This is a genomic window from Streptoverticillium olivoreticuli subsp. olivoreticuli, assembly GCF_003391135.1.
Classification (GTDB): Bacteria; Actinomycetota; Actinomycetes; order Streptomycetales; family Streptomycetaceae; genus Streptomyces; species Streptomyces blastmyceticus.
Map to the genome: position 1 here is coordinate 1,247,489 of NZ_CP031455.1, position 24,725 is coordinate 1,272,213.

Consider the following 24,725-nt stretch of genomic DNA (forward strand, 5'->3'; position numbering starts at 1 on the left):
GCCATGCGTCGACGTCCCGCTGTGGCAGTCATCGTTCTGGCCGTACTCGCCATCGTCTCGGGCTGCTCCAGCGGCAGCGCGCCGGAAGAGAGAGGCGCTGCCTCGGCCTCGCCGTCCCCGGCGGCGTCCTACCCGGACGAGTGGACAGCCAGCCGGATGGAGGGCGCCCGTCCGCTCCACCGCCAGCCCGGGGTCTCCCGTACGCCACCGCCGACCGAATCGAACGCCCGAGTGGGCGCGGTGTTCGGTCATGACGGGACGGGTGACCACTTCTGCACCGGCAGCGTCGTGGACAGCCCGGGGAAGTCCATCGTCATCACGGCGGCCCACTGCATCCATGCCGGGAAGGGCGGTGGCTACCAGACCGATCTGGCCTTCGTGCCCGGCTACCGCAATGGGCAGTCCCCCAACGGCATCTGGCCCGTCAGCAAGATGCTGGTGGACAACCACTGGGCGCAGTCCTCCGACCCCGACTACGACGTGGGCTTCGTCATCGTCGGCAAACTGGGCGGCAGACGCATCGCCGACATGCTGGGAGCGAACCGCTTCGGCTACAACGCCGGTTATGACAAGCACGTCCGGATCACGGGCTACCCGTCGAGCGGCGAGGACCCCATCTCGTGCGTCAACAAGGCCACGAAGTTCCAGGCGGACCAGATGAAGGTGGACTGCACCGGCTACAGCGGCGGCACCAGTGGCAGCCCCTGGCTGGCCAATTTCGACCGCGCCACCCACACCGGTGACGTGATCGGCGTCATCGGCGGCTACCAGGCGGGCGGGGACACCGACGACACCTCCTACAGCCCCTATTTCAACGACGCCATCAAGGCCCTCTACGACAAGGCCGTCGGCGCGGGGGGCTGATCCGGCCCCCCGCGCCTTGGCCGGAGCCGTGGAGGGGGCAGCGCCTACCCGATGGTGAAGGCGGACGGCGGTGTGGGGTTGTCGGCGTTGTCGTAGCCGATGGCGCAGTACGTCCAGGGGGCTTCGGAACCCTTCAGGGTCGCGGGCACTCCCAGGTAGGGCCGGTAGCCCTCCGGGTCGGAGCAGTCGGTGCCGGCCTTCGGCCCGTACTTGATCTTGTACGAGGTGATCTCCCACGGCATGTAGACGGGACGCACCCAGTACGTGGAGTCCGCTCCGGTGCCGAACTGCTGGATGTCGGCCTGAGGAGCCACGGTCGGCGGGGTGTTGTCGACGCGCGCGTAGGCGTACGACGGGTGCGCGAGCGACTTCGCCCACTCGGCGCCGCCCAGGTGGGCATCCGGTCCGCCGACGGCGCACAGCACGTACAGGTTGTCGTGCCCGGGCAGGAGTTCGGTGTACGCCAGCCCCGTGGCGGGCAGGGGCCGGGGCCGGGTGTAGCCGCGCGGGTCGGTGCAGTCGACGGCGCCGAACGGGCCGGTCTTGAAGGCGGCGTACGCGTGGTGCGCGTCCTTGCGCGGTGTGACGCGGGCGTCCCAGCGGGCGGGGCCCTGCGGGGTGTTGCTCTGCGTGTGCTGCCCAGACGAGGCGACGTCGGCCTGCTCGCCCCGGTCGAGCCGGCAGCCGTTCCGGTCCAGCCGCAGGCCCGTACCGTCCAGGCAGGAGGCGACCGCGTCGACCGGTGTCGCGTAGACGGTGTTGTCCTTGGGAACCACCAGCCCGGACGCGCCGCCCTCGCAGGGGCGGCCGAGGCCGCAGCCGAGGTAGCCGGGCGTGGACACGGTGTTGAGCATGCCCACGATCTGCTCGCCGCTCGCGGTGGTGACGGGGCCGCCGGAGGAGCCGCCGCTGATGCCGAGGCAGTCGGTGCGGGTGAAGTCCCGCCACAGCCAGGTGTATTCGTGCAGGGCGACCGAGGACGCCGTCGCCTTGCAGGCGGACAGCCGCAGATACCGCCGGTCGGGGTCCACACCGTCGGTCGGGGCATGCGCCGCCTGCAGCGGGGTGCCCGGAGCGGGACGGGCGGCGGCGAGCGTGCGGGGCGTCACGTTCAGCCGGGCCAGCTCGCCGTAGGTGGCGGAGAGCCGGAGCACCGAGACGTCGATGCCCTTCATCGTCGCGTAGGCGACGCGCTCGACGGGGAACGTCCTGTGCTCGGCGGTGTTGTCGTGGAAATACGCGGGGGTGAAGCTCCAGTCGGGCCCCGCGGGCTGGTCGACGACGACCTCATTGGTCTTCATCGTGTCGCTGACGCAGTGCCCGTTGCTCAGGACGAGCGCCTTGGCGCCGGGGTCCGGCTTGCCCGAGGCGTGGACGAGCGTCGCCGTGCAGGTGGTGCCGCCGCCCCCGACGAGACGGCCGGACGAACGGAACTTCCGGCCGGCGGCGGAGCCGGAGTCGATGAGCGGTGCGTCCTCCGGGTCCGCCTGCGCGCCGGCCCGGACATCGGCCCGCGGCAGTTGCACGGCCTGCGCCTGGCCTCCGTAGATCAGCCCCGCGGCGACGACGCCGCAGGCGCCCACGGCCAACGGGCCGCGTATTCGGCCGAGAACACGGGGAAGAAAGGCGTCTCTCAAGGCGGTCCTCCATGATCGGCGACTCCGTGGATGCCCCGACTTTCGCAGAGGCTTCGATCGCCTACGAGGGGAGGGTTCCGCTTTCGGTCATGTACGCACAGCGATCAACGGGCCGTACGGGCAGGGGCTTTCGCGGGATGAGCCGCGCTCCATGGGTGCCCGCGTGATCACTGTGCGTGGCCCGGGCTGCCGTGTGGCGCCGCGATCGGCTCAAAAGCGGTGGGCCGGGATTCCGGTCGGCCGAAGCCGCACCGGCAGCACCTCCGCACTGTTTCCCACGAAGCTGGGGTGCGGCGGAAGATCGTGGTCGGGGACGGCGAGCCCGAGGTCCGGGTAGCGGGTGAAGAGCGCCCTCAGGGCGATCGTCGCCTCCAGCCGGGCCAGCGGTGCCCCCAGGCAATAGTGCGGGCCGTGGCCGAAGGAGAGGTGGCGGGCCGCGGGGCGCCGGGTGATGTCGAAGCGGGCCGCGTCGGGGCCGTACGCCCGCTCGTCGCGGCCGGCGGCGGTGTACGAGGCGAGCACCGGGGTGCCCCGGGGAATGACCGTGCCACCGACCGTCAGGTCGCGGGTCGGATAGCGGAACGGGAAGAAGCTCACCGGGCTGTCGTAGCGCAGGGTCTCCTCGACCACGTCCGCCCAGTCGGCCTTTCCCGTGCGCACCAGCTCTCGCTGCTCCGGGTACGCGCACAGCGCCCGTACCGCGTTGGTGATCAGGTTGAGCGTGGTCTCGTGTCCCGCGACGACCATGAGCAGCAGGGTGCCGACCAGTTCGCGGTCGGTGAGCCGGTCGCTGTCCTCGGCCTGCGCGGCCAGGAGCGCGCTGGTGAGGTCGTCGCCCGGGGCCGCCCGGCGGCGGGCGACGACGAGGGCGAGGACGTCGGCCATGTCCCGGTTGACGGCCAGGGCCCGCTGCGGGGTGGTCGTGGTGCTCACGATCAGAGTCGACAACTGGTGCAGTCCGTCCCGCAGGTCCGGGTCGACGCCCAGCAGCTCGCTGATGACGGCCATGGGCAGGGGAAGGGCGAAGTGCTCGCGCAGGTCGACCGCCGCCGCGGCGTCCGTGCCCCCGTAGGGCGCGGCCCGGCCCAGCGTGTCCAGCAGCCGGGCCGTCAATTCCTCGACACGGGGCCGCAGTCCTTCGATGCGTCGCGGGGTGAGGACTTGGGTGACCAGCCCGCGCAGCCGCCGGTGGTCGTCCCCGTCCGCGGTGGTCATACCCTCGACGGTGGCGAAGGTGGCCAGCGGCCACCCCGGCGGTATGGCGCCCTCGCGCAGTGCCGTGAAGTGGCGGGCGTTCTTGGCGACTTCGGGGTGGGCGAGGAACTCCTTCAACTCCTCGTACCGGGTGACCGCCACGGCGGCGACGTCGCCGGGCAGCACCACGGGCACGACCGGGCCCCGCGCGCGCAGCCGCTCGTTGGCCGCGTGCTGGCCGGCTCCGGTCACGTCGAGGCGGTGCGGTGCGTCGGATCGGTCCTGCATCTGAGGCTCCTCGGGACGTGGGTGACTGCGGGGTGCGGGTAGTGACCCACCCTGTCCGTACCCCGCACGGCCACGCGCTCACGCCGCCCGGCCATCACGCGCTGCGCCCACAGCCGACCGCTCGCGGGCAGCGGCTTGATACCGACCGGCCACGACCGGCCAGGGTTCCCGGCTCCCCGGATGACGCGAATTGGTACGGACAACTCCGTTCCGGAAGAGCAGCGTTGGGGCGGTTCAGACTCCTGAAGAACTCGAGGACGGATGCCCATGAAGACTCCGAAGCCCCTCAGGTCCGCCGCGCTCCTGGCAGTTCCGCTCGCGGTGGGCATGGCGCTGAGCGTCGCCACGGCGCCCGCCGCCTCGGCCGCTCCCCCCGCGCCGGGCCCGCATCCGGCGGTCGACGTCACGCTCAGGAACGCCGACAACGGCCGCACGCTGAACGTCCGGACCGATGACGGCGTCAGAGTGGAGCTGACGGGCTCCCGCTCGGAGGGCGCCACATGGGCGTGGAGCGTGCCCACGACGAGCGGCTCCCAGGTCTTCGACCGCACGACGGCCGGTACGTCGCGGGACGGCAACGCGACGGCCACGTTCCGCGCGGTACGGCCCGGTACCGCCGAGATCGAGGCGTACCAGCGGTGCATCCCGGAACCCGGCTACTTCTGTCCGCAGATCGTGATCCCGTGGAAGGTGACCTTCACGGTGGACGAGCCGACGCGCCAGGCGGTCCGGGCCGCTCCGGCCGAGCTGTCCCTCCTCGGTCTCATCGACCGGGCGACGGCCCGGGTCCGCGCCTCGTATCCACAAGCGGTGCTGATGGTCGCGGAGGGGAACGCGCCGAGCGGGCCGACCCGGGACATGGCCGACGTGACGCACTGGCGGTTCGTCTTCAACAACCGTGACAACTCCTCCGTGGAGATCAGCGGAGACCTCGACGGCACGCTCGGGTCGATCACCAAGCACGGCAGCAGGTGGATCGGTGCCCTGCCGATCGACGAGAAGGTCACGATGACGCCCGCCCAGGCGTACGACCGGCTCCAGGAAGCCGACCACGACGAGGCGTTCCGCTATGTCTCGCTCGTGAAGCCGATGGGGACGCCTCCCTGGCGCCTGCAGTACCACTTCTCCCACCACCCCGGTGGCTGCGACGGCTATGCCGTGTTCGTCGGCTGGGGAGACGTCTCACCCATCTGCGGAGGCTGAGCGAGGAGCCCGGCGGAATTCCGGGTCCTGCCGCGCCGTCGGCCTGCCGCATCCATGGGATGCGGCAGGCCGACGGCCGTTCAAAACTCCCTTTCACCGAACTCGGCGCACGCTCACTTGCCTTCCTTCTTTTCCTCATTCACCGCGGCGGTCCCGTTGTCGCCGGGGATGGGCGTGGACTTCCCCGTGCCGGAGCCCGGCGCCTTCTGATGGGGGACTTCCACCTTGGTGGCCGAGGTGAACACCTTCGCGTTCCGGGCCCCGCACGACGCCTTTTCGTCGGCGGTCATGGGGCGGGTCTTGACGACCACGGCGCTCTTGACCCCGTCGGTGTCATTCGGCGCGGGGCTGGTGATGGTGTCGTCCCAGAACCAGTAGTAGTGGCCCCAGTGCGGGTTGTCGTAGTGGGTCTGCCATCTGCCGTCGACCTGGTGCATGACCTGGGCCCGGGAGATCCAGCCCACCTCGCCGGGCTGGACCGTCATGCCCAGGTTGCCGCCGTCCGAGTGCTCGGTGCTCCAGGTGTGCCCGTATTTCGCGGTGACGCTCAGGTCCACGATGCCCGCTATCTTGCCGCCGCTCGTGATGGAGACCTCGAGCGAGTCCGACGATCCCACGGAGTCCGACCAGCTCAGCCCCTGCGTCGCGGGGGACGTGCTGCAGTTGTAGAGGGTGTCGGACACCTGGTGGTAGTCGCCGAGGTAGGCCTTCTTGACCACCGGGTTGTTGAACGTGCACTTGCCGGTGCCGCTGGCGCAGTCGGCCATGAGCTGGTCGGTGGTCGGCTCGTCGGCGGCCGCGGCGGGAAATGCGGCGGAGCCGAGAACGACGGCTGCGGCGGCACCTGCGAACAGCGTCCGCCCGCCGTGTGCCTTCCAGGGCTTCATCGTTGCCATGAGCATTACCTGCGATCCTTGAGGAATTGGGAATATGCGGTCCGGTCACCCCCGCGGATTCAGGCTGCTGCAGTGAGGTGGCGGCGGAGAACCAATGAATGGCAAAACCCCCTCCGCTTATCCCGGAAAATCCCTTCACCCGGATAGACGTTTTCTATTCCGCCACTTCACCGTGGATCCATCGCTGTTGGAGTGGACACCGTGGACGAGACGTTTGACCTCGCGGAGGACGGGGGCTGTCTCCACGGCCTGGACGTCGGGGAGCGTGCCGACGCGATGGTTGAGGTAGTGGTCCGAACGCGCCTGGCCCGCACACATTGCCCCGGGCTGGTGGCCCCGCCCGAGCCGCGGCCACCGAAGCCGTCGACGCAACAGGCTCAGCCGCCGAGCTCCTCGGCCTCCACCCAGGTGGCCATCAGCGACTGGACGGCCGAGCCGTCCCGGTCGGCGAGCTTGGTGGCCGTGAAGTCGCGGGCCCAGTCGGAGGTCTGGACCCGGAACGCCGGCCGCTCCGCGGTCAGCGCGTCGATGACCGCGGCGGCGGCCTCGGCCGGGGTCTGGGCGTTGCCGAAGGACTGCTGGGTGCGGGCGATGTAGGCCCGGAGCGCGGGGGCGTACGGGCCGGCCGCGGCCACCAGCGCCGGGATGTCGACCCCCAGGGCGGCCACGAACTCGCTGGCGACCGCGCCCGGTTCGACCACGCTCACGTCCACGCCGACAGTTGCCGCGACCGGGGCCAGCGACTCCATGAAGCCCTCCACCGCGAACTTCGCGGCGCAGTACGCCTCGTTGAAGGGCTGGCCGATCACCCCGCCGACGCTCGTCACGGTGACGAGGCGGCCGCGCGACGCGCGCAGGTGCGGCAGCGCGGCGCGCGTCACCTCGACGACGCCGAAGTAGTTGACCTCCATCGCACGACGGATAGCGGCCATGTCGTCCTGCTCGACGGTACCGAGGTGACCCGCGCCCGCGTTGTTGACCACGGCGTCCAGGCGGCCGTGCTCGGCGACGGCCTCCGCCAGGCAGGCGGTGACGGACTCCGCGTCGGTCACGTCCAGCCGTTCGACCCGGACCCGATCGGCGACGCCCGCCTCGGACGCGGCCTTCAGCAGGGCGTCCGCCTTGCGCGGGTCACGCATCGTCGCGACGACCTTCCAGCCGGCCCGCGCCGCGCCCACGGCGGTGGCGAGGCCGATGCCCGAGGATGTGCCGGTGATGAGAACGGTCCTGTCGGTCACAAGGTCTCCTTGACGTGCGTGCATTGCGTGTGTGTACACACAATAGAGTTGTGTGTACACACACGCAAGTGACTAAACTTCACCTCATGGCGCGCAACGAACTCACCCTGGGCTCCCTCACCGCCCGCGACCACGCCTTCTACGGCCTGGTGTGGGCCGGGACCACTCTCAGCGCACGGGTCGACCAGGCGCTGATACGGGCCCACGACCTCCCGCTCTCCTGGTTCGAGGTGATGCTCTGGCTCAGCGGCCAGGACGAGCCGGTCGCTGCGTCGGAGCTCGGCGCGAAGACGCTGCTCAGCCGCAGCCAGGTCTCCCGGGTGGTCGATTCGCTGAGCGGCCGGGGACTGGCCGAGCGAGTGCCCTCGCCGACAGACGCGCGTTCCGTACGGATCGCCCTGACCGAGGCCGGTCGACGCGCCTTCGCCGAGGCGGACGCGACACGGCGGGCGGCGCTGGCCGAACCCTTCGACGACCGCCTCGACGACGAGGACATCGAGGCACTCGAACGGGTCTGGGCCAAGCTCAAGGCGTCCTGACCCCAGGGCCCGCGGCATGCGGCCGATGACGACGATTCGGCCCCACCGGTTCGATGCCGTACTGTTCACCGTACCGACGCGGGGTGGAGCAGCTCGGTAGCTCGCTGGGCTCATAACCCAGAGGTCGCAGGTTCAAATCCTGTCCCCGCTACTCGCATGAAGGCCCGGCAGCTCGGCTGTCGGGCCTTCGTTGCGTGCCGGCACGGCTGGCACGGCCGGCACGGGGTTCCGTGAACGCGATGCCACGGCGGCGGGTACGGCGCTGATCGTTTGCACGTGACGTAGCGGCATGTGCTGTTGTGGGGCTGCGAGCGAAAGGCGGAGTTTCCGATGACATTCAGCACCCCCACGCCACCCCTCACCGTCAAGATCGGCGAGGCCGCCGCCCTGGCCGGCACCACGCCCCGTGCCATCAGGCACTACCACCAGGTCGGGCTGCTCCCGGAACCCGGGCGCGGCGGCGACGACCGGCGCCGCTACGGCTACGAGGACATCGTGCGTCTGCTGTGGATCCGGCGGATGACCGAGGCCGGGCTGAGCCTGGACGGCATCCGCACCGTGCTCACGGCCGATGACGTCCGGGGCCGGCGCGCGATCCTCGACAGCCTCGAGGAAGACCTCGCGGAGAAGGAGGCCGCCATCCGCTCCCAGCGCGCGGTCCTGCGGCGCCTGCGCCAGGCCGACAGCGACGTCGGGCTGCTCTCCCCCGCCGTGGGCGAGGTGCTGGACCGGGTCGGCGCGGGTCCGCTGCGCGCGGACGAGCTCGACACGCTGCTGGTCACGGAGCGGTTCTTCGGCCCTGAAGAGGCAGCGATGCAGGCCGCGGGCTTCGGTGTCCTCTCGGCCGACGAAGCGCTGCGCGCCGAGCAGGACCGTCTCGACCGTGCCGCCCGAGCCCTCTCGGGCCCGGACGATCCGGGCATCGGGGATCTCGCCGCCCAGTACGTCGCCCACTATCAGGCCATGGAGGACGCCGAGCGCGCCGCCGGGATCGACCATGACGAGCACCACGCGCCGATCGAGGTCGACGAGGAGACGGGCGAGGTCCGCTGGCCCGCCATGGACGAGGCACTGCGCCTTCCGTCCGAGGCGACGCCGGTGGAGCTGCGGATCGCGGAACTGATCGGTGAGCTCTTGGGCGAACAGATCGCGCAGGAGCACGAGGCCACCGGGCAGTGCGCTCCGCCCGGGCCCTCGCACCGGGACGACGCGCGCGGGTGATCCGGGTGGGCAAGGCGCGAAAGCCCTTGTCCGAGGCACGGCGGCACGCGGTGGCGAGCACCGCGACCATCCTGGAGATCCGCCCACCCGTCCGTACGGGCGGTACGTGCCGTGCCGTGCCGGGCGCCGTGCCCCGCTGCTGGACATACACTGCAGGGGTGTCGGGCAGGTCCCTGCTCCGCCCGGCCACCTGAACACAGCCTCCGAGCCGGACCAGCGGGTCCGGCCACCCGGAATCCGGTCGGCCCAGGAAAGGGGTCCGGCCCGGAACCGGTCGCGCGGTGCGCCAGGTAGCGACGCCCGGCCGGTCCGGCCCTTCGGCTCGCACGCAGATATCCCCCTGTGGGGCCCGCTCGCCCGCACAACGCCGCCGACCGCCCGGCCCCTTGCCGCACGTGCCCCGCACCGCGCAGAAGAGGACGGCACCCGGCCGGTCAGCACGGCCCCGGCGCCGCCGGGCCGTGGTCGACAACGCGGTTCCGGTTCACCGTCACCCCTGCCGCGAGGCCGGGACACGCGCAGTGCGCCGCCGACCGCTTCCGAGGGGACAGCCGTGAAACTGAGCGCACTGCTCGACGGGCACGACCACCGCGTACTCCAGGGCGACCCGGAGACTCCGATCACCGCGGACATGACGTTCGACGCCCACCGGGTGATGCCCGGATCCCTGTACATCGCGGTCCCAGGACATGGGGAAGGCGGCCCCGGGCGCATCGAGCAGGCGGTCCGACGAGGAGCGGTGGCCGTGCTCATCGCCGGCGACGTCCCACCGCCGGGGCTGCCCGGGGGTCCGTGCGTGGTGCGGGTCGCGGACATCCGGGCGGCCACCGCGGTCGCGGCTTCCCGCTATCACGGCGACCCGGGCCGGGCCATGGACGTCGTCGCGATCACGGGCACCAACGGCAAGACGTCCGTCTCGTACATGGTCGAGTCGATCCTGCGGACCGCCGAAACCGCGCGGGTCGGGGTCATCGGCACCTCGGGCAGCCGGATCGGCGGGGAGCGGATCGTCATGCCGCGGTCGGTGCTGACCACCCCGAACGCGCCGGACCTGCAATATCTGCTCGGCCACATGCGCGACCGGCACACGGGCACGGTGGTCCTGGAGGCCACGTCCATGGGGCTGTTGGAGCGGCGGCTGGACCGCGTGTTCGTCGACGTCGGCGTCTTCACCAACCTGACCCCGGATCACCTCGACGACCACGGAACCATGGAGAGCTACAAGAACGCCAAACTGCGGCTCTTCGACGGGCTGTGCGGCCGCGCGGTGGTCAATGCCGACGACCCCGTCGGCGCCGAGATCCTGGCCCTGATGCCCGGCACGACGACCACGTACGCCCTGGACGCGCCCGCCGACTACCGGGCCACCGACCTCACCGTGGACGCCGCGGGATGCCGCTTCACCCTCCACTACGACGGGCGCAAATACCCCGCGGCGATCCCGGTGCCCGGCCGCTTCTCCGTCGCGAACGCGCTGGCCGCCCTCGCGGCGTGCCACCTGCTCGGCCACGGGCTCCCGGCTCTCGTCGACGCCCTGGACCGGATGGCGCCCGCCCCCGGCCGGTTCGAGCGCCACCGCACTCCACGGGGCGTCCATGTGATCGTGGACTACGCGCACTCACCCGATTCCCTGGAGAAGGTCCTCGCCACGATCCGCGGCTTCGCGACCGGCCGGGTGATCACCGTCTTCGGCTGCGGCGGCGACCGGGACACCACCAAGCGCGCCCCGATGGGCGCGATCGCGGGGAACTACTCCGACCTGTGCGTCGTCACCTCGGACAACCCGCGCGACGAAGACCCCGAAGCCATCCTCGACCAGATCGCTCCGGGCCTCGCCCTCTCCGGCACCCCCTTCCACCGGGTGGCCGACCGCCGCGAAGCGATCCGGTACGCGCTGGCCGCCGCGGAACCGGACGACATCGTGCTCGTCGCGGGCAAGGGCAGCGAACCCCACCAGATCGTCGGCGACCGCCTGCTCCCCTTCGACGACATGACAGTGGTTCACGAACTTGCCGCAGCGTGAACCGCTCGTGACGGCTGTGCGCGGGAACCGGTCCGGCAGGAGACATGTACGGCTACGTATGGCGCCTTCTGTATCAGGAGGTCGGGAATTGCGATTCCGGGGCCTTTTGCCGTCAGTTCGCGGAGCAGCGCGATCTCGTCGGGGGGCGCCATGAAGGACGGTTGCGGGCGGAGTCGAGTGTGCATGGGGTCCTGGTGGTCGGAGCAGGTCAATGTGCAGTGTGCCGTCGTGAGGGTGACGAGAAGTGCGTAGTACGGCCGGGTGCTGTGCTCTGCGACGAACCGGCAAGCCCGTGCGGTGATGTGCCGGACCGTGTCGGCGAGGGCCCGGTCGGCGCCGAGGGCATCGAGGACGCCGTCAAGGAGTTGTACGGCAACGTCTTCGCTGCCCGGCTTCCGTTTCAGTTCGATGGCCCAGTCCAAAGGGCCGTCCATGGCTGAATGAGCAGAGGGGGGCGGCTCCCCGTCCTGCTGTTGCATTCTTCACCTCGGCTGCGTGCACGACTTCCGTCGACGGATAGAGGCACGTACTGCCGGGGTCCGGGGCCGACAGTCACCGTAGAGCGGCCGGGCCAGGCCGGACATACGACTATCGGCCACGTCCTGAAGCTCAGGATGCCTTTACGTCTCCGCTGCCGCGGGGATCGCGACCCAAATCGCTCAGGCCAGGCCGCCGAGCGTGTACCGGTCGAAGGCGTCGTACAGGTCTTCCTCGTCGGGGGCGGCAGCGTCGATCGAGAACGCCGCGGCCGAGGCGAGGAGGGTGGTGAGGCGGGCGAGTGCGGGGTAGTGCGCTTCGGCATCGGGATGTACCGCCGAGGCGTCGGTCAAGAAGGGGATCGGGGCAGCGGCGTCGATGGGGTATCCGCCGGCGACGTACACGGTGTACGGCTGCGTGACGATGTCGGCGAAGGAGCCGTCGGTGGCGAGGCTGTGCAAGCAGTCGCCCAAAGGGGAGGCCGATCGTGCGGGTGCGCGGTCGTGCTCGGTGTGGTCGGCCATGTGATGGGGCACCGCGCGTACCCGGGAGACCACCTCCCGCCGGACAGCCGGCTCCAGACCCGGCCAGGTGGCATCGGGGGCGAGGCCGTCCAGCGCGGATGCCGCGCGCTCGTCGGCTTCCCCGACGCGTCCGGTCTCCACGACGAACGTGGTGACGGCGAAGGCCGGGTCGGGACGGTCGGTCCGGTCGGTGACCGCGAGAAAGATGCTGTACCGGTTCACGCTGTTCACCCTGACGGTAGAGGAGGTGTGGCCGGACCGCCGCCCATGGCCGGACCGGCCACGGTGCGCTCCTACTTGATGCAGATCTTGCCCTGGCTATGGTTCGTCAGAGTGGTGGAGTGCGCCTTCCCGTCAGCCGTGACAGTGAACGTCGCGCTGGCCGAGTAATCGTGACACTGCCCCTTCGGGGGCGGCCAGTTGGCCACGACGCGCGCCTTGAACTTGTTCTTTCCGGACCCGGTGTTGTGCGCGACCTGCTGGCCTTCTTTGTAGAGGGTGACGGAGATCGAGTATTCGGGCATCTTCTGCTTGCAGCCCTTGAGGTCGGCATGGACGTTGATGACGTCCGGATTGGTGTGCGACTCGTGCGGCGAGTCGAGCGCGGCCTCACACTTGTCCCACACTGCCGCCGACAGTTGCGGCGCCGGGGCCGGCCCGCTCACCGCGTGGGCCTGGAACGGTACGAGCAGGCAGGCGGCGGCTGTCGCGCCGGTGAGGATGTGCCTTCTCATGGTGCGCCTCCAGAGGTCGGGATCACGCGGCGTAACGTATGCCCCCGCCCCGGTCGACACCATGGGGTATCAGGACAGTTGGGGTCGAGCCCCAAGGGTCCTGCCGACAGGCCCGCTCCCCCGGTCAGTCGCCGACCGGCTCGGGGACGAGGCCGTCGGCGACCAGGCCGGCGAACACCGCCTCGCCCAGGGCGTGCACCGCGGACTGCGGGCGGACCATCACGGTGAACTCCTTGACCCGGCCCGCCTCGTCGAACTGGAGCAGGTCGATGCCGTAGATCTGCTTTCCGTCCACGGCGGCCCGGAAGGGGAGGATCGCCGACGGGGCCTCCTCGCCGTCGGCGCCGGTCTCGGCCGCGCCCTCGAAGTGTCCGACGTAGCGGAAGTCCTCGAAGGTGCGCAGCAGGACGTTGAGGAGTCCGAGCAACATCGGCCTGCCCTCGAAGGGGGTGAACTTCACCGGGCTGTAGAAGCGGACGTCCTCGGTGAACAGGTCTTCCAGCGCGGCGAGATCGTCTGCCTCGATGGCGGCGCGGAAGCGTGCGGCGGTCTCCATGGCTTCTCCTGATACTCAAGGATCTGACTAGTCATTTTCTTGAGTATGCTGCACGGTCCGACGGGGAAAAGGAAGAGGTGCAGCTTCGATGGCCTTGCGACATGCGGTGCTGGCAGCGCTGCTGGACGGCGAGTACAGCGGATACCAGCTGGCCAAGGCGTTCGACGTCGGCGTCGCGAACTTCTGGCACGCCCTGCCTCAGCAGCTGTACGCCGAGCTGGCCAAGCTGGAGCGGGAAGGGCTGGTATCGGGCCGTCAGGTGGTCCAGGAGACCCGGCCCAACAAGCGCCTGTTCCGGGTGACGGACGCCGGCCTCGCCGAGCTGGAGCAGTTCGCGGCGGCGGTCTCGAAGCCCTCGTTCATCCGCGACGATCTGCTCGTGAAGGTGCAGGCCGCCGACCGCATCGACACCGGCCCGGTGATCGAGCAGCTCGAGGAGCGGGCGGCCGCGGCCGGAGCGAAGGTCGAGCTCTTCGGTGAGCTGCTGCGGCAGATGCGGGGCGAGGCGGACGAGGAGGAGTTCCTGCGCCGGGGCGAACGGATCGGCCCGTACCTGACCTGCCTGCGCGGCCTGGCCTTCGAACAGGGCCACCGGGACTGGTGCGTACGGATCGCGGGCGTCCTGCGGGAGAGGCGTACGGCGCGTACTCGGCCCTGAGCGCGCGTCCGACGGGTCGTGGGGACCCACCGGAGCCGTGGCGCCCCGATCGCGGCTCCGGTAGTCCCTGCCCCTGTTCGCCCATTCAGCGTTACGGCAGGGTGTGGCGCGTGGGAAAGATCCTCCATGCCCAGAACCCCCGCGTGCTGCTACGCCTTCATCAGCCACCGCCTCCTCAGAGCCGCCCTGGGCGACCGGCCGCCCCACGACGTCCGCTGGATCGCCCCGGCCCCCGGCATGCGCTGTGCCGAGATCGGCAGCGGCGGTGGCTACTACACCGCCGCCCTGGCCGCCCGCCTGGGGCGCGGCAGTCTCCTCGTGGCCCTGGACCCCGCCGCCCACGACCCGCGCGCCCGGCGCGGCGTGGGGCCGGGTGCCACGACCGTCCACGTCGCAGGCGACGGCTGTGCCCTGCCCTTCGCGTCCGCGAGCCTCGACGCCCTGTTGTACAGCTACAGCCTGGAGGAGATGCCCGACCAGCACGCGGCGCTGGCGGAAGCCGAGCGGGTGTTGCGCCCGGGAGGGCAGCTCGTGCTGTTCCTGTGGCGCCCCCTGATGCGGCGCCGCTGCCGCACGTCCGTGCTCGCCCTCCGGGCCCGGGACAACGGGTTCGCACTCCTCCGGGCCCACCGCGGGCTGCAGAATCTGCGCCTCGCCTACAGGAAGCGATGACCGGCCCGGCAGGAGGCCGACAAACGGCCGCGCCGGGCGGGAGGACGGCTTTGGCGAAGCTGGTCCCGCGATCGGCACCCGGCCCCCTTCCTTTTACGTCCGCCTCCAAGGGCCCGGGGGCCGACCCGTAACCTGCCCGTTGCCTCAACTGCCTTGCGTGCGCTCTCCAGGCGCGCCGTACCATCGATGTGCGGTGGGGTCGGTTCCGCCGCTTCCGTGTACGCGCCCCACCACGGTCCGAGGAGTGAGGCAATGCACGAAGACCCGGTCCACGGCATCACCCGGCGCCGCGTCCTGGGAACCGCGGCCTCGGCGACGGCCGGGGCGACAGGACTGTCGGCGCTGCCCACTTCGATGCGGAAGGCGCTCGCGGAGCCGGAGCGCACGCTGCGCTCGCTCGACCAGATCGAGCACGTCATCTTCCTGATGCAGGAGAACCGGTCGTTCGACCACTACTTCGGCACGCTCGAGGGCGTGCGCGGCTTCGACGACCCGGACGCCGTCACCCTGCCCTCCGGGCGCCCGGTGTTCTACCAGCCGGACCCGCAGCACCCCGACGGCTACCTGCTGCCGTTCCACAACGACACCAGGACCACCAACGCCGCACGCGCCTACGGCACGAGTCACTCGTGGCAGTCGCAGCACCTGTCGTGGAACGACGGCCGGATGGACAACTGGGTGCCGACGCACCGTGCGGCGGACGGCCCCGTCAAGGGCCCGTTCACGATGGGCTACTACACAAGGGACGACCTGCCGTTCCACTACGCGCTCGCCGACGCCTTCACGGTCTGCGACAACTACTTCTGCTCGGTCCTCGGCCCGACCCACCCCAACCGGGTCATGGCGATCAGCGGCACCATCGACCCGGACGGCACGCGAGGCGGCCCGGTCGTGGACAACCACTCCACGGCGTTCCGGTGGACCACCTACCCCGAGCGGCTCCAGGCAGCCGGGATCAGCTGGCGCTACTGCACCGCCAACCCGCAGGACACCGACCTCGGCTGGTTCAAGGCGTTCCAGGACGCCCGGCCGGGCGACCCCTTGTACGAGAACGCCATGGTGCCCCACTCACCGTCCCAGGTGGCCGACATCATCCGCCGCGACCAGCTGCCGTCGGTCACCTGGCTGGACGCCCAGTACCTCCCGTCGGTCTACGGACTCCCGGAGGCGTCCGAAGAGCCCCCCAACTTCCCCGCGGCGGGCGCCTTGTACATGTACACCGTCCTCGACGCCCTGGGCTCCCGCCCCGACGTGTGGGCCAAGACCGTCTTCGTCATCAACTACGACGAGAACGACGGCCGCTTCGACCACGTACCACCGCCCACCGCGCCGGAAGGGACACCCGGGGAATGGGTCACCGTCTCCCCACTGCCCAGCGGCGCGTCGGGTATCGCCGGCCCCGTCGGACTGGGCTTCCGGGTGCCGGCCCTGGTGATCTCTCCGTGGAGCCGTGGCGGCCGGGTGTGCAGCGAGCTCTTCGACCACACCTCCACCCTCAAATTCCTGGAGCGACGGTTCGGCGTGCGCGAACCCAACATCAGCGCCTGGCGCCGCAGGACCGTGGGGGACATGACGTCGGCACTGCGCCTGGGCCATCGCGACCCGTCCTTCCCCCGGCTCCCCGACCCGGCACCGCTCTACGCACGCGAACAGCAGGAGGCGACCCCTCTTCCGCCACCGACCGTGCCGACCGTCCAGACGGTGCCGCACCAGGAATCCTCCTGCGACGGCCGTCAGTCGCCGTAGCCGGGGCCCGCGCCGCTCTCAGGGGCGCGGCGTGCCGGCGCGGTGGGCGGACGGGCTGATGCCGCGTACGCGTTTGACGGCCGCGCTGAACGCGAAGCCGTCCGCGTACCCGACCTCCTTGGCCACTGCCGCGACCGTGGCCCCCGGCCCACGGAGCCGGTCGGCGGCCAGGGTCATCCGCCAGTCGGTGAGGTAGGCCAGGGGCGGCCTGCCGACCAGTGCCGAGAACCCGCGGGCGAACGCGGTACGGGACATGCCCGCCTCGTCCGCGAGCGAGGCGACCGTCCACGGCCGGGCCGGCTCCTCGTGCAGCCGGCGCAGCACGTGCCCCATGTCCGGGTCGGCGAGGGCCCGGTAGCCGGGGGGCGGGGTGGCGTCCGGGTGGGCGAACCACGCGCGCAGGGCCCGGACGAGCAGCAGGTCCAGGAAGCGATCCAGGACGACCTGCCGACCCGGCTCGTCGTGCTCGACCTCGGCGGCGATCAGGTCGAGGAGCGCGGACAGACCCGGATCCGGGCGCACGATCGCGATCGGGGGCAGCGCGTCGAGCAGTGGCCGGCACAGGTCGCCTCCGACTCTGTACCCGGCGGTGACCAGAAGGTCCGTCGCGCTGTCCGCCGCGTCCCCGACGGTGCGGCCGGTCACTCGCCAGTTGTGCCCCGGTTCCGCGGGATCGCCGACGAGGGTGCAGCGGTCGTCACCGTCGACGAGTACGCGTGGCCTGCTGTCCGGGTGGTCCGGCTGCGGCCCTGCCGGTTCTCGCAGGACTTCGCCGCGCCGGACTTCTTCCTGCCGACGGTCCTCGCGGGCGACCTCGCGACTCCCGCCGGGGACGGCCGTGAACCGTTCGCCGAGGTGGCGGTGGCCGCCCTCACGGACGACGGTCATGCGGGCAGGACCTACGAACTGTCCGGCCCCCGGGCGCTCTCCTTCGCCGAGGCACTCGCCTCCTTCCTGGACGGCATACGTCGCGGCGAGGACGACTACGTCAGCACCGGTGTACAGGAGGCACTCGGCCGCGCTCCGCGCTCCTTCGAGGAGTACGCGAGGTCGACAGCGCCCACGGGGGTGTGGAACCCCTGACCGGGAACCGGCCCCGGCCGAGGTGCGTGGGCAGTACGCACATGACCGGCACAGGCTTCGGCATCGTCGCAGGCAGGGCGTTGTCAGACCCCGGTGCGACACTTCCGGCGTGAGATGGGCAGTGGCTGAGGGAACAGGCGGCGAGGGCGTTCGGCTCTGTCCGCTCGACAGTGACGGGCAGGCGGCCGGGCCGGTGGTGGCCGAGACGAGCCTGGCCGAGGCCGTGCGGGCGCGGCCGGAGGTCGAGCGGTGGGTGTGGCGGTCCACCGCGCGGTCGTACGGCGAGCTGCTCACGGCCGGTGTGCACGTGGAGCGGTGCTATGACGTCGAGGCCGCCGAGGCGCTGCTGATCGGCCACGAGGAGGGGCAGTCGGGCCAGCCGCGTTCGCTGGCCGCGGCGTGGGCCCGGCTGCGGCGGCTGCCGGTGCCGGCGGATCCGCCGTTGCAGGCGGCGGAGACACAGCCGTCGCTGTTCGCACCGGGCCCGGTGCCGCTGCCGCCCGGGGTCGAGGAGCTGGAGGCGCTGCTGGAGGTGTACGCGGAGCAGCTGGCCCGCACCGAACGCACCGAGCACCCGGGACGGACGCGGCTGCTGGTCGCCGCCGAGTCGGCGGGCACGCTGGTCGCGGCCGAGATGCGCCGGGCCGGGGTGCCGTGGCGTGCCGACGTGCACCGAGAGCTGCTCGACGAGCTGCTGGGGGAACGGTACCCGGGCGGTCAGGAGACCCGGAGACTGGCCGAGCTGGCGCAGACGGTGTCGGAGGCGTTCGGGGAGCCCGTACGGCCCGATCTGCCCGCCGACGTCATCAGGGCCTTCGCCCGCGCGGGCGTCGCCCTGTCGTCCACGCGGGCCTGGGAGCTCCGGAAGATCGGCCACCCGGCCGTCCCGGCCCTGCTGGAGTACAAGAAGCTCTACCGTCTGCACACGGCCCACGGCTGGTCGTGGTTGCAGTCCTGGGTCCACGACGGTCGGTTCCGCCCCGAGTACCTGCCCGCAGGCGCGGTCTCGGGGCGGTGGACCACCAACGGTGGCGGGGCGCTGCAGATCCCCCGGGTGGTCCGGCGGGCGGTGATCGCCGATCCCGGGTGGCGGCTGGTCGTGGCGGACGCCGACCAGCTGGAGCCCCGCGTGCTGGCGGCGATCTCGCGCGACCCGGGGCTGATGGACGTCGCGGGCAGCGGCCGCGATCTGTACGCGGACCTGGCCGAGCGCGCCTTCTCCGGCGACCGCGACCGGGCCAAGCTCGCGATGCTCGGGGCGATCTACGGGCAGACCTCCGGGGACGGCCTGAAGCACATGGCCGACCTGCGCCGCCGCTTCCCCCGGGCCGTCGCCTACGTGGACGACGCGGCACGCGCGGGCGAGGAAGGCCGACTGGTGCGGACCTGGCTGGGGCGGACCTGTCCGCCCGCGTCCACCACCGTCGACGACGAGGCGGGCATCCCCCAGGAGGAAGAGCCCCCCACCCGCGGCAGTACGGCGAGCGCCCGGGCCCGGGGCCGCTTCACCCGCAACTTCGTGGTCCAGGGCAGCGCCGCCGACTGGGCGCTGATCGTCCTCGCCACCCTGCGGCAGGCGATCGAGGGCCTCCGTGCCGAACTCGTATTTTTTCAGCACGATGAGGTGGTGGTGCACTGCCCGCGGGAGGAGGCGGAAGCGGTGGCGGAAGCCATCCGCACGGCCGGGAATCGCGCCGGGTGCATCGCCTTCGGTGACACGCCCACGCGGTTCCCGTTCACCACGGCCGTGGTGGAGTGCTATGCGCAGGCCAAGGCGTAGCGCGCCGCCTCCGGGCTCGCGGGAATAATCATGCGACGCGCCGCAGAGCGGGTGTTAGTTTCATCCATCATGGAACCACTCACCGAAGAGGACATCCGCTCCTCTTTCGTCAACTGCTCGAAGGGCGAGGCCCGCAGGATCAGCGTCCCCCGGGATCTGGCCGAGCGCGACTGGGCCGATCTCGACTTCCTCGGCTGGCGCGACCCGGGCGCCCCGGACCGCGGCTATCTGGTCGTCGAGCGGGACGGCAAGCTGGTGGGCGTCACCCTGCGGGCCCCGCAGGGTGTCCGCCGCAGCTTCACCAAGACCAACATCTGCACCATATGCACAACCGGCCACCCTGGTACGGGAGTTGCCCTGCTCGCCGCACCGAAGGTCGGCGCCTCCGGGCGCCAGGGCAACACCGTCGGCGCTTACCTGTGCGCGGACCTCGCCTGCTCGCTCTACGTCCGGGGGAAGAAGAAGACCGGGATGGGGCTGCGCTACGAGGAATCGCTCACCGTCGAAGAGCAGATCGAGCGGCTCCGCGGCAATCTCCACGACTTCCTGGAGAAGGTCGGCGCGCCCTGACGCACCGGGGTGACAGTGGGGTTCGACGGTGCTGGTCGCGGTCATCGACGAGTGACTGCGACCAGCGCCTTCTAAGCGTCTGCCGGGCGGCGCGGTTCGCGCCGCATCGGCCACAGCGTCGGCCCGTCCCCCGGCAGCCGCAGCTCGTCCTGCACGGTGAAGCCGAAGTGCTCGTAGAAGGGCAGGTTGGACGGCTTGGAGGACTCCAGGTAGGCGGGCAGGCCCGCCGCGTCGGCCTTGGCCAGCCCCGAGCGCAGCAGAGCCGCCCCGTGCCCCCGGCCCTGCCCGGCCGGGTCGGCGCCGATCACCGCCAGGTACCAGTGCGGTTCCCGGGGTGCGTGCCCGGCGGCCGCCTCGACGGCGTCCTTCAGCAATGGAGCCCGGTCGCCGAGGATGTCCTGGAGCTCCTGGATGGTCTCCGCGTCGGGAACGGCCTTGGCCTGCGCCTGTGGCGGCACCCAGAAGGCGGCCGCCGCCTCGGTGCGCTCACACACGCTGTGGTGGACGTACTGCCGGGTGAAGATCGTGGTGAAGTAGCGTTCCAACCCTGCCCCACGCGAGGCGTCGTCGGGGAAGAACCACCGCATCATCGGGTCGTCGTCGAAGGCGCGGGCCAAGGTGCGACCGACCGACGGAGCGTCGTCGATCGTTGCTGATTTCGGCGTGTTCGTTATCGACATACAGGTCATTCTGCACCCGTGTGATCTTGGGCCTCGCGGCGGGGTCCGGCCCTCGCTTCATGGCCAACGGAGCAGCCTCATGACGCAAGTTGGGGCAGGGCGCCGCTCCCCTTCGCGGAAAGGGCTCGCCCCGGAAGACTTCGGCATGGACATCGAGTCCTTGTCGGACCGAGAATCCTCTTCATGACCACACCTGACTTCCGTACGCGCGTGACCCGGCCCTCCGAGGCCGAAAGGGATCAGGCGCTGGTCGTGCTGAGGGACGGGGCCGGTGACGGCAGGCTCTCCCATGACACGTTCATGCGCCGCATGAACATCGTCCTGACGGCTCGTAACCGGGCCGAGATCGACCACGCCATGGCCGACCTCCGGGCGCATGGACGGATCTCGGAGTTCCTCGTGCGCACGGTGACCCGCGTGGCGACGCTGACCGTGCGCATGCGGAGAGCCTGGCATGGGGCACGGCTGCCGGGGCTGCGGCTTCCCGAGCCGGGAGCGGACGCGCTGAACATAGGGCGCTCGCCGCTGTCCGACTTGCGCCTCGACGACGACACGGTCTCCCGGCGGCACGCCGAGCTGCGCTACGTGGACGACCACTGGCGCCTGTCCGACCTCGGCTCGCGCAACGGCACGTACGTCAACGGACTGCGTATCGCCGGTACGGTGCGCGTTCAGCCGGGCGACCAGATCGCGTTCGGGGACCGGCACTTCCGCCTGTCCGTCTGAGTGAACGCCGGCGGTCAGCTCATCCCGGGTACACGTTCATCTGTGGATTCCGCCGTGGCGGGAGGAAGGTTGCGCCGGTAGAAGCGCCGGTAGGCACGTACCGTGGGTCCGTCGGCGGCCGACCAGAGGTCCTTGGCCACCGGGCGCATCCAGCGCAGGATGTCGAAGTCGGCATGATGATTGCGCCTGACCAAGCGCCACAGGAAGGCCGCCCAGAGGCGGTTGACCGGCCAGAGAAGCCAGTCGGGGCCGAACTTGCGGACGACCAGGCTCCATGTCGCGAGGGTGACACCGGGCCGTACGGGGCTCACGGCGGCGATGAAGGCCATACGGGGCGGTTTCCCGTCCGGCCGCGGACCCGGTTGCGGAGTGGCCACCGCCGTCGTCGGGCTCGCCATCGAGATCAGGGTGTACGGGCGGAAGTGGTGGATGCGGGTGCCGTCCGCGTCGGCGGGCTGGATCCGGAACGAGAAGTGGCGGCCCTCGTCGCGCAGTTGGACGGAGGTCATCGGACGTCCCGGGCTATGGGTGTAGGCCCAGTGGGAGGCGTCGGTCACATGCTCGCCGATCGGCAGCAGATCCGCGTGGCACACGAGCACTTCGCCGGCCAGGTACAGATGGCGGCGACGGTCCTGCGCGAAGCCCAGCTCGCCCAGGGGCTCCGGGGTCGGTGAGCCGTGCCAGAACCAGATGATGCCGCCCAGCTCGGTCACGGGGACACTGCGCTGCGCGGCCCGGGAGGGGATCCGGTCGGCGCCGGGGATCTTCCGGCACGTCCCGTCCTTGTCGAACTCCCAGGCGTGGAAGCCACAGACCAGCCTCTCCTCGCTCACCCGGCCGCACCGGCCGAGGTCGGCGCCCATGTGACAGCACTGGCTGTCGATCATGCCGACCTGTCCGCCACGCGTCCGGAACAACGCGTACTGCTGCGCCATGTACATCACCGGGACCACCTCGCCGCACCGTAGGTGGCGGCTGAAACGTGCGAAGTACCAGCCGACGGGGACGGGTCCCTGCCGCTCGTGACCGACGTGGAGGCGCAGGCTCTGGAGCTCACGGTCGTACGGGCGTGGGCGCCGGCGTCGCCGCGTCATGTGGTGGTTCCTCCCTCGTCCGTCGGTCGGCCGTGGTCCGCGGGCACCCGGGGCGCGGGGGCGGAGGGTGCGCGGTATGTGTAGGCGGCGGGGTCGAAGCGGTTGAGCCGGCGGACGAGGCGGCCGGTGGACCAGGGCCAGCAGAAGGTGTTCCGTCCGCTGGGACCGACGTAGTAGCTGGAGCAGCCGCCGGAGTTGTACACGGTGCTCCGGAGCGCTTCCTGCACCGCGGCGTTGTGGTCGGCCTGGACGGCCGCCCGCACGTCCATGGACGTGGAGCCGTGGCGGCGCAGGTGGGTCAGCGCGGCGCAGACGTAGGAGATCTGGGCCTCGAGGACGCTGATGGCGGAGGTGGAGCCGCCGAGGAGGTTGGGCCCCAGGAGGAGGAAGAGGTTGGGGAACCCGCTGACGCTGGTGCCGAGGTAGGCCTCGGGGCCGTCCTTGGCCCAGGTCTCGTGCAGCGTACGGCCGTCCGTGCCGTGTGTGCTCCGGGCCAGCGGCAGCTCACCGATGCGGAAGCCCGTGGCCGTGATCACCACGTCGGCCTCGGTCCCGGTGCCGTCGGCACCGATGAGGTGCCGGCCGCGTACGGCGCGGACGGCGGTGGGGTGGAGACGGACGTGGGGCAAGGTCAGCGCCGGGTAGAACGTGCTCGAGGTCAGCAGCCGTTTGCAGCCCAGTCGGTAATGGGGCGTCAGTGCCCGGCGCAGCTCCTTGTCACGGACGGCGAGGCGCAGATGGGCGCGGGCCGCGGCCTGTACCGGGCCTATGAGACGTGGGTGGCGGAACGCGTAGCCGAAGCACTCCTGCAGGGTGTACTGACCAGCCCGCATGGCGCGCTGCACGCCCGGAGCGTGGGACAGGCACCAGTTGAGTGCCGCGGGGACCGGGAGGTCGGGCTTGGGCAGCACCCACTGGGCGGTGCGCTGGAAGAGGTGCACGGCCGCGGCACGGTCCTGGACGGCCGGGACGACCTGCACGGCGGAAGCGCCGCTGCCGATCACCGCCACCCGTCGGCCGGCGAGGTCGACGGAGTGGTCCCACTCGGCGGTGTGGAACACCGGTCCGGGGAACTCGTCGAGCCCCGGCAGGTCGGGCCGCCGCGGCTCGTGCCACGGCCCGGTGGCCAGGATCAGTGCCGTGGCGGTGTACTCGCCGTCGGTGGTCTCCAGGCGCCAGCGCCCCGCGCTCCGGTCCCAGCGGGCCCGCAGGACGGCGACACCGCACCGCAGCACCGCACCGACCCCGTACCGGTCGGCGGTCGCCCGCAGGTAGTCGTGGATCTCCCGCTGTCCGGCGAAAGTCCTGCTCCACCCTGGACTCGGGGTGAACGAATAGGAGTACAGCGAGGACGGGACGTCACACGCGCAGCCCGGATAGGTGTTGTCCCGCCAGGTGCCCCCGAGCTGCGGCGCCTTCTCCAGCACCAGCAGATCGCGGAATCCCCCCATGCGCAGCCGGATCGCGGCACCGATGCCGGAGAACCCCGCGCCGACCACCACCACCTGCACATCCCTGCCCTCCCGGGCACCGCGCGGAAGATCAAGCGGAACCGGCAAGGAACCCTCCTTGGCAGTGAGACTTGGCAGTGAGACCGCCCACGGCCCTCCCCGGACCGGCGTCGGCCCCAGTCTGCGGGGAACCGGAAGAACACCATCAGGGCGTGAACCCGCGCACGAGTCGTGTCGTGCGCGAACAGGACGGCGCGCGCCAGGACCTCGCTCCGGCACCGGCGCATTCACCACGGGTCTGCGCCCTGGCGGGATCGGATGAGGACGCCGACGCGGGCACGGGCGACGGGTCCGCGGAGATCGATCAGGATTCGAGAAGCGCCGGCCCCCGAGCCGCGCCTAGCGTGGCTGCCATGGACCGGGCGATCACGTCAGGACCCACGACTTCAGGAGTGACCATGACCGGCTCTTCCACCCGGGGAATCAAGACCGTGCTGCATCCCGTTTCCGACCTGGCGACGGCCAAGGCGGTGTACGCCACCCTGCTCGGTGTCCCGCCGCAGACCGACGAGTCCTACTACGTCGGCTTCGAGGCCGAGGGCCAGCACATCGGGCTGGTGCCGGACGGTGGACCGCAGGGCATGACCTCGCCGGTGGCCTACTGGCACGTGCCGGACATCGCGGCGAAGCTGGCCGAGGTGACCGCCGCGGGCGCCACCGTGAAGGAGCCCGCGCACGACGTGGGCGGCGGCCGCCTGGTGGCCACCGTCACCGACCCCGACGGCAACGTCCTCGGGCTGCTCCAGGACCGATGAGCGGAGAACCGGACGTACTACAGTGCGAGGCCGGTCGGATCGAGCCGGGCGACGCC

The 24,725-nt window shown here is 71.1% G+C and carries 24 protein-coding genes and 1 tRNA gene; 14 read left to right on the plus strand and 11 right to left on the minus strand.

Features of this window, described 5'->3' with window-relative positions:
* The first annotated feature begins 3 nt into the window (after nucleotides 1-3).
* Nucleotides 4-864 (plus strand): trypsin-like serine peptidase, encoded by an 861-nt coding sequence (locus DXZ73_RS05430; protein ID WP_240351198.1) that lies wholly within the window; start codon nucleotides 4-6, stop codon nucleotides 862-864.
* A 44-nt stretch (nucleotides 865-908) separates the two neighbouring features.
* Here DXZ73_RS05430 and DXZ73_RS05435 read toward each other — a convergent pair whose 3' ends face one another.
* Together DXZ73_RS05435 and DXZ73_RS05440 are read right to left on the minus strand one after the other, a co-directional pair.
* Nucleotides 909-2,501 carry a trypsin-like peptidase domain-containing protein gene (locus tag DXZ73_RS05435; RefSeq protein WP_116209883.1) on the minus strand — a complete coding sequence of 531 codons (1,593 nt, stop codon included), beginning with the start codon at nucleotides 2,499-2,501 and terminating at the stop codon, nucleotides 909-911.
* Nucleotides 2,502-2,711: 210 nt separating this feature from the next.
* The gene (locus DXZ73_RS05440; RefSeq protein ID WP_116209884.1) at nucleotides 2,712-3,983 is read right to left on the minus strand and encodes a cytochrome P450 family protein; all 1,272 of its coding nucleotides are present in this window, start codon (nucleotides 3,981-3,983) and stop codon (nucleotides 2,712-2,714) included.
* Nucleotides 3,984-4,250: 267 nt separating this feature from the next.
* Between DXZ73_RS05440 and DXZ73_RS05445 the strand changes: the two genes are divergently transcribed.
* Nucleotides 4,251-5,186 (plus strand): protease inhibitor I42 family protein, encoded by a 936-nt coding sequence (locus DXZ73_RS05445; RefSeq protein WP_116209885.1) that lies wholly within the window; start codon nucleotides 4,251-4,253, stop codon nucleotides 5,184-5,186.
* A 113-nt stretch (nucleotides 5,187-5,299) separates the two neighbouring features.
* Here DXZ73_RS05445 and DXZ73_RS05450 read toward each other — a convergent pair whose 3' ends face one another.
* Complete coding sequence (locus DXZ73_RS05450; protein ID WP_240351200.1) at nucleotides 5,300-6,082, minus strand: hypothetical protein; 783 nt, start codon at nucleotides 6,080-6,082, stop codon at nucleotides 5,300-5,302.
* A 377-nt stretch (nucleotides 6,083-6,459) separates the two neighbouring features.
* Nucleotides 6,460-7,344, minus strand: a complete 885-nt coding sequence (locus tag DXZ73_RS05455; RefSeq protein WP_116209886.1) for an SDR family oxidoreductase — start codon at nucleotides 7,342-7,344, stop codon at nucleotides 6,460-6,462.
* A 62-nt stretch (nucleotides 7,345-7,406) separates the two neighbouring features.
* On the opposite strand from DXZ73_RS05455, the gene DXZ73_RS05460 reads away from it, so the two are divergent.
* The 4 genes from DXZ73_RS05460 (at nucleotide 7,407) to DXZ73_RS05475 (ending at nucleotide 11,103) form a co-directional block, all read left to right on the plus strand.
* A complete protein-coding gene (locus tag DXZ73_RS05460; protein ID WP_116209887.1) occupies nucleotides 7,407-7,859 on the plus strand; it encodes a MarR family winged helix-turn-helix transcriptional regulator in 453 nt (150 codons plus the stop codon).
* A 77-nt stretch (nucleotides 7,860-7,936) separates the two neighbouring features.
* Nucleotides 7,937-8,010 (plus strand) — tRNA-Met (locus DXZ73_RS05465).
* Nucleotides 8,011-8,189: 179 nt separating this feature from the next.
* The gene (locus DXZ73_RS05470) at nucleotides 8,190-9,080 is read left to right on the plus strand and encodes a MerR family transcriptional regulator (protein ID WP_116209888.1); all 891 of its coding nucleotides are present in this window, start codon (nucleotides 8,190-8,192) and stop codon (nucleotides 9,078-9,080) included.
* A gap of 553 nt (nucleotides 9,081-9,633) precedes the next feature.
* Nucleotides 9,634-11,103, plus strand: a complete 1,470-nt coding sequence (locus DXZ73_RS05475; protein WP_116209889.1) for a UDP-N-acetylmuramoyl-L-alanyl-D-glutamate--2,6-diaminopimelate ligase — start codon at nucleotides 9,634-9,636, stop codon at nucleotides 11,101-11,103.
* A 659-nt stretch (nucleotides 11,104-11,762) separates the two neighbouring features.
* Here the strand turns inward: DXZ73_RS05475 and DXZ73_RS05480 are convergent.
* The 3 genes from DXZ73_RS05480 to DXZ73_RS05490 form a co-directional block, all read right to left on the minus strand.
* Nucleotides 11,763-12,326, minus strand: a complete 564-nt coding sequence (locus DXZ73_RS05480) for a hypothetical protein (RefSeq protein ID WP_116209890.1) — start codon at nucleotides 12,324-12,326, stop codon at nucleotides 11,763-11,765.
* A 71-nt stretch (nucleotides 12,327-12,397) separates the two neighbouring features.
* Complete coding sequence (locus DXZ73_RS05485; RefSeq protein WP_116209891.1) at nucleotides 12,398-12,838, minus strand: hypothetical protein; 441 nt, start codon at nucleotides 12,836-12,838, stop codon at nucleotides 12,398-12,400.
* Nucleotides 12,839-12,962: 124 nt separating this feature from the next.
* Nucleotides 12,963-13,394, minus strand: a complete 432-nt coding sequence (locus tag DXZ73_RS05490) for a nuclear transport factor 2 family protein (protein WP_116209892.1) — start codon at nucleotides 13,392-13,394, stop codon at nucleotides 12,963-12,965.
* An 88-nt stretch (nucleotides 13,395-13,482) separates the two neighbouring features.
* Between DXZ73_RS05490 and DXZ73_RS05495 the strand changes: the two genes are divergently transcribed.
* The 3 genes from DXZ73_RS05495 (at nucleotide 13,483) to DXZ73_RS05505 (ending at nucleotide 16,470) form a co-directional block, all read left to right on the plus strand.
* Complete coding sequence (locus DXZ73_RS05495) at nucleotides 13,483-14,052, plus strand: PadR family transcriptional regulator (protein WP_116209893.1); 570 nt, start codon at nucleotides 13,483-13,485, stop codon at nucleotides 14,050-14,052.
* A 126-nt stretch (nucleotides 14,053-14,178) separates the two neighbouring features.
* Nucleotides 14,179-14,724, plus strand: a complete 546-nt coding sequence (locus DXZ73_RS05500; protein WP_116209894.1) for a class I SAM-dependent methyltransferase — start codon at nucleotides 14,179-14,181, stop codon at nucleotides 14,722-14,724.
* 252 nt (nucleotides 14,725-14,976) lie between these two features.
* Nucleotides 14,977-16,470, plus strand: a complete 1,494-nt coding sequence (locus DXZ73_RS05505; protein ID WP_116209895.1) for an alkaline phosphatase family protein — start codon at nucleotides 14,977-14,979, stop codon at nucleotides 16,468-16,470.
* 18 nt (nucleotides 16,471-16,488) lie between these two features.
* Here the strand turns inward: DXZ73_RS05505 and DXZ73_RS05510 are convergent, their stop codons facing one another.
* Entirely contained in the window at nucleotides 16,489-17,235 is a 747-nt protein-coding gene (locus DXZ73_RS05510; protein WP_116215428.1) for a helix-turn-helix transcriptional regulator, read from the minus strand.
* Here DXZ73_RS05510 and DXZ73_RS39280 point away from each other — a divergent pair.
* From DXZ73_RS39280 to DXZ73_RS05520, 3 genes are all read left to right on the plus strand, one after another.
* Entirely contained in the window at nucleotides 17,125-17,553 is a 429-nt protein-coding gene (locus DXZ73_RS39280) for a hypothetical protein (RefSeq protein WP_162889875.1), read from the plus strand. The genes DXZ73_RS05510 and DXZ73_RS39280 overlap by 111 nt on opposite strands.
* A 121-nt stretch (nucleotides 17,554-17,674) precedes the next feature.
* Complete coding sequence (locus tag DXZ73_RS05515; protein WP_240351202.1) at nucleotides 17,675-19,333, plus strand: bifunctional 3'-5' exonuclease/DNA polymerase; 1,659 nt, start codon at nucleotides 17,675-17,677, stop codon at nucleotides 19,331-19,333.
* Between the two features lie 69 nt (nucleotides 19,334-19,402).
* Nucleotides 19,403-19,903, plus strand: a complete 501-nt coding sequence (locus DXZ73_RS05520) for an FBP domain-containing protein (RefSeq protein WP_116209897.1) — start codon at nucleotides 19,403-19,405, stop codon at nucleotides 19,901-19,903.
* A gap of 71 nt (nucleotides 19,904-19,974) precedes the next feature.
* Here the strand turns inward: DXZ73_RS05520 and DXZ73_RS05525 are convergent, their stop codons facing one another.
* Nucleotides 19,975-20,592 carry a GNAT family N-acetyltransferase gene (locus tag DXZ73_RS05525; protein WP_116209898.1) on the minus strand — a complete coding sequence of 206 codons (618 nt, stop codon included), beginning with the start codon at nucleotides 20,590-20,592 and terminating at the stop codon, nucleotides 19,975-19,977.
* Nucleotides 20,593-20,766: 174 nt separating this feature from the next.
* On the opposite strand from DXZ73_RS05525, the gene DXZ73_RS05530 reads away from it, so the two are divergent.
* A complete protein-coding gene (locus DXZ73_RS05530; protein ID WP_116209899.1) occupies nucleotides 20,767-21,309 on the plus strand; it encodes a DUF1707 and FHA domain-containing protein in 543 nt (180 codons plus the stop codon).
* Between the two features lie 14 nt (nucleotides 21,310-21,323).
* On the opposite strand, the gene DXZ73_RS05535 is transcribed toward DXZ73_RS05530, so the two are convergent.
* Together DXZ73_RS05535 and DXZ73_RS05540 are read right to left on the minus strand one after the other, a co-directional pair.
* On the minus strand, nucleotides 21,324-22,403 hold the full coding sequence (locus DXZ73_RS05535) for a Rieske 2Fe-2S domain-containing protein (protein ID WP_116209900.1): 1,080 nt from the start codon (nucleotides 22,401-22,403) through the stop codon (nucleotides 21,324-21,326).
* The gene (locus DXZ73_RS05540; protein WP_240351204.1) at nucleotides 22,400-23,962 is read right to left on the minus strand and encodes a flavin-containing monooxygenase; all 1,563 of its coding nucleotides are present in this window, start codon (nucleotides 23,960-23,962) and stop codon (nucleotides 22,400-22,402) included. Before DXZ73_RS05540 ends, DXZ73_RS05535 begins: the two co-directional genes overlap by 4 nt.
* A 350-nt stretch (nucleotides 23,963-24,312) precedes the next feature.
* On the opposite strand from DXZ73_RS05540, the gene DXZ73_RS05545 reads away from it, so the two are divergent.
* Nucleotides 24,313-24,669 (plus strand): VOC family protein, encoded by a 357-nt coding sequence (locus DXZ73_RS05545; protein ID WP_116209901.1) that lies wholly within the window; start codon nucleotides 24,313-24,315, stop codon nucleotides 24,667-24,669.
* Nucleotides 24,670-24,725 lie beyond the last annotated feature (56 nt).

What these genes read in the sequence shown, in the direction of transcription:
- DXZ73_RS05430 (WP_240351198.1), top strand. Translation starts at nt 4, where the DNA reads ATGCGTCGACGTCCCGCTGTGGCAGTCATCGTTCTGGCCGTACTCGCC.
- DXZ73_RS05440 (WP_116209884.1), bottom strand. Translation starts at nt 3,983, where the DNA reads ATGCAGGACCGATCCGACGCACCGCACCGCCTCGACGTGACCGGAGCC.
- DXZ73_RS05445 (WP_116209885.1), top strand. Translation starts at nt 4,251, where the DNA reads ATGAAGACTCCGAAGCCCCTCAGGTCCGCCGCGCTCCTGGCAGTTCCG.
- DXZ73_RS05450 (WP_240351200.1), bottom strand. Translation starts at nt 6,082, where the DNA reads ATGGCAACGATGAAGCCCTGGAAGGCACACGGCGGGCGGACGCTGTTC.
- DXZ73_RS05455 (WP_116209886.1), bottom strand. Translation starts at nt 7,344, where the DNA reads ATGCACGCACGTCAAGGAGACCTTGTGACCGACAGGACCGTTCTCATC.
- DXZ73_RS05460 (WP_116209887.1), top strand. Translation starts at nt 7,407, where the DNA reads ATGGCGCGCAACGAACTCACCCTGGGCTCCCTCACCGCCCGCGACCAC.
- DXZ73_RS05470 (WP_116209888.1), top strand. Translation starts at nt 8,190, where the DNA reads ATGACATTCAGCACCCCCACGCCACCCCTCACCGTCAAGATCGGCGAG.
- DXZ73_RS05485 (WP_116209891.1), bottom strand. Translation starts at nt 12,838, where the DNA reads ATGAGAAGGCACATCCTCACCGGCGCGACAGCCGCCGCCTGCCTGCTC.
- DXZ73_RS05490 (WP_116209892.1), bottom strand. Translation starts at nt 13,394, where the DNA reads ATGGAGACCGCCGCACGCTTCCGCGCCGCCATCGAGGCAGACGATCTC.
- DXZ73_RS05495 (WP_116209893.1), top strand. Translation starts at nt 13,483, where the DNA reads ATGGCCTTGCGACATGCGGTGCTGGCAGCGCTGCTGGACGGCGAGTAC.
- DXZ73_RS05500 (WP_116209894.1), top strand. Translation starts at nt 14,179, where the DNA reads ATGCCCAGAACCCCCGCGTGCTGCTACGCCTTCATCAGCCACCGCCTC.
- DXZ73_RS05505 (WP_116209895.1), top strand. Translation starts at nt 14,977, where the DNA reads ATGCACGAAGACCCGGTCCACGGCATCACCCGGCGCCGCGTCCTGGGA.
- DXZ73_RS05520 (WP_116209897.1), top strand. Translation starts at nt 19,403, where the DNA reads ATGGAACCACTCACCGAAGAGGACATCCGCTCCTCTTTCGTCAACTGC.
- DXZ73_RS05525 (WP_116209898.1), bottom strand. Translation starts at nt 20,592, where the DNA reads ATGACCTGTATGTCGATAACGAACACGCCGAAATCAGCAACGATCGAC.
- DXZ73_RS05530 (WP_116209899.1), top strand. Translation starts at nt 20,767, where the DNA reads ATGACCACACCTGACTTCCGTACGCGCGTGACCCGGCCCTCCGAGGCC.
- DXZ73_RS05535 (WP_116209900.1), bottom strand. Translation starts at nt 22,403, where the DNA reads ATGACGCGGCGACGCCGGCGCCCACGCCCGTACGACCGTGAGCTCCAG.
- DXZ73_RS05545 (WP_116209901.1), top strand. Translation starts at nt 24,313, where the DNA reads ATGACCGGCTCTTCCACCCGGGGAATCAAGACCGTGCTGCATCCCGTT.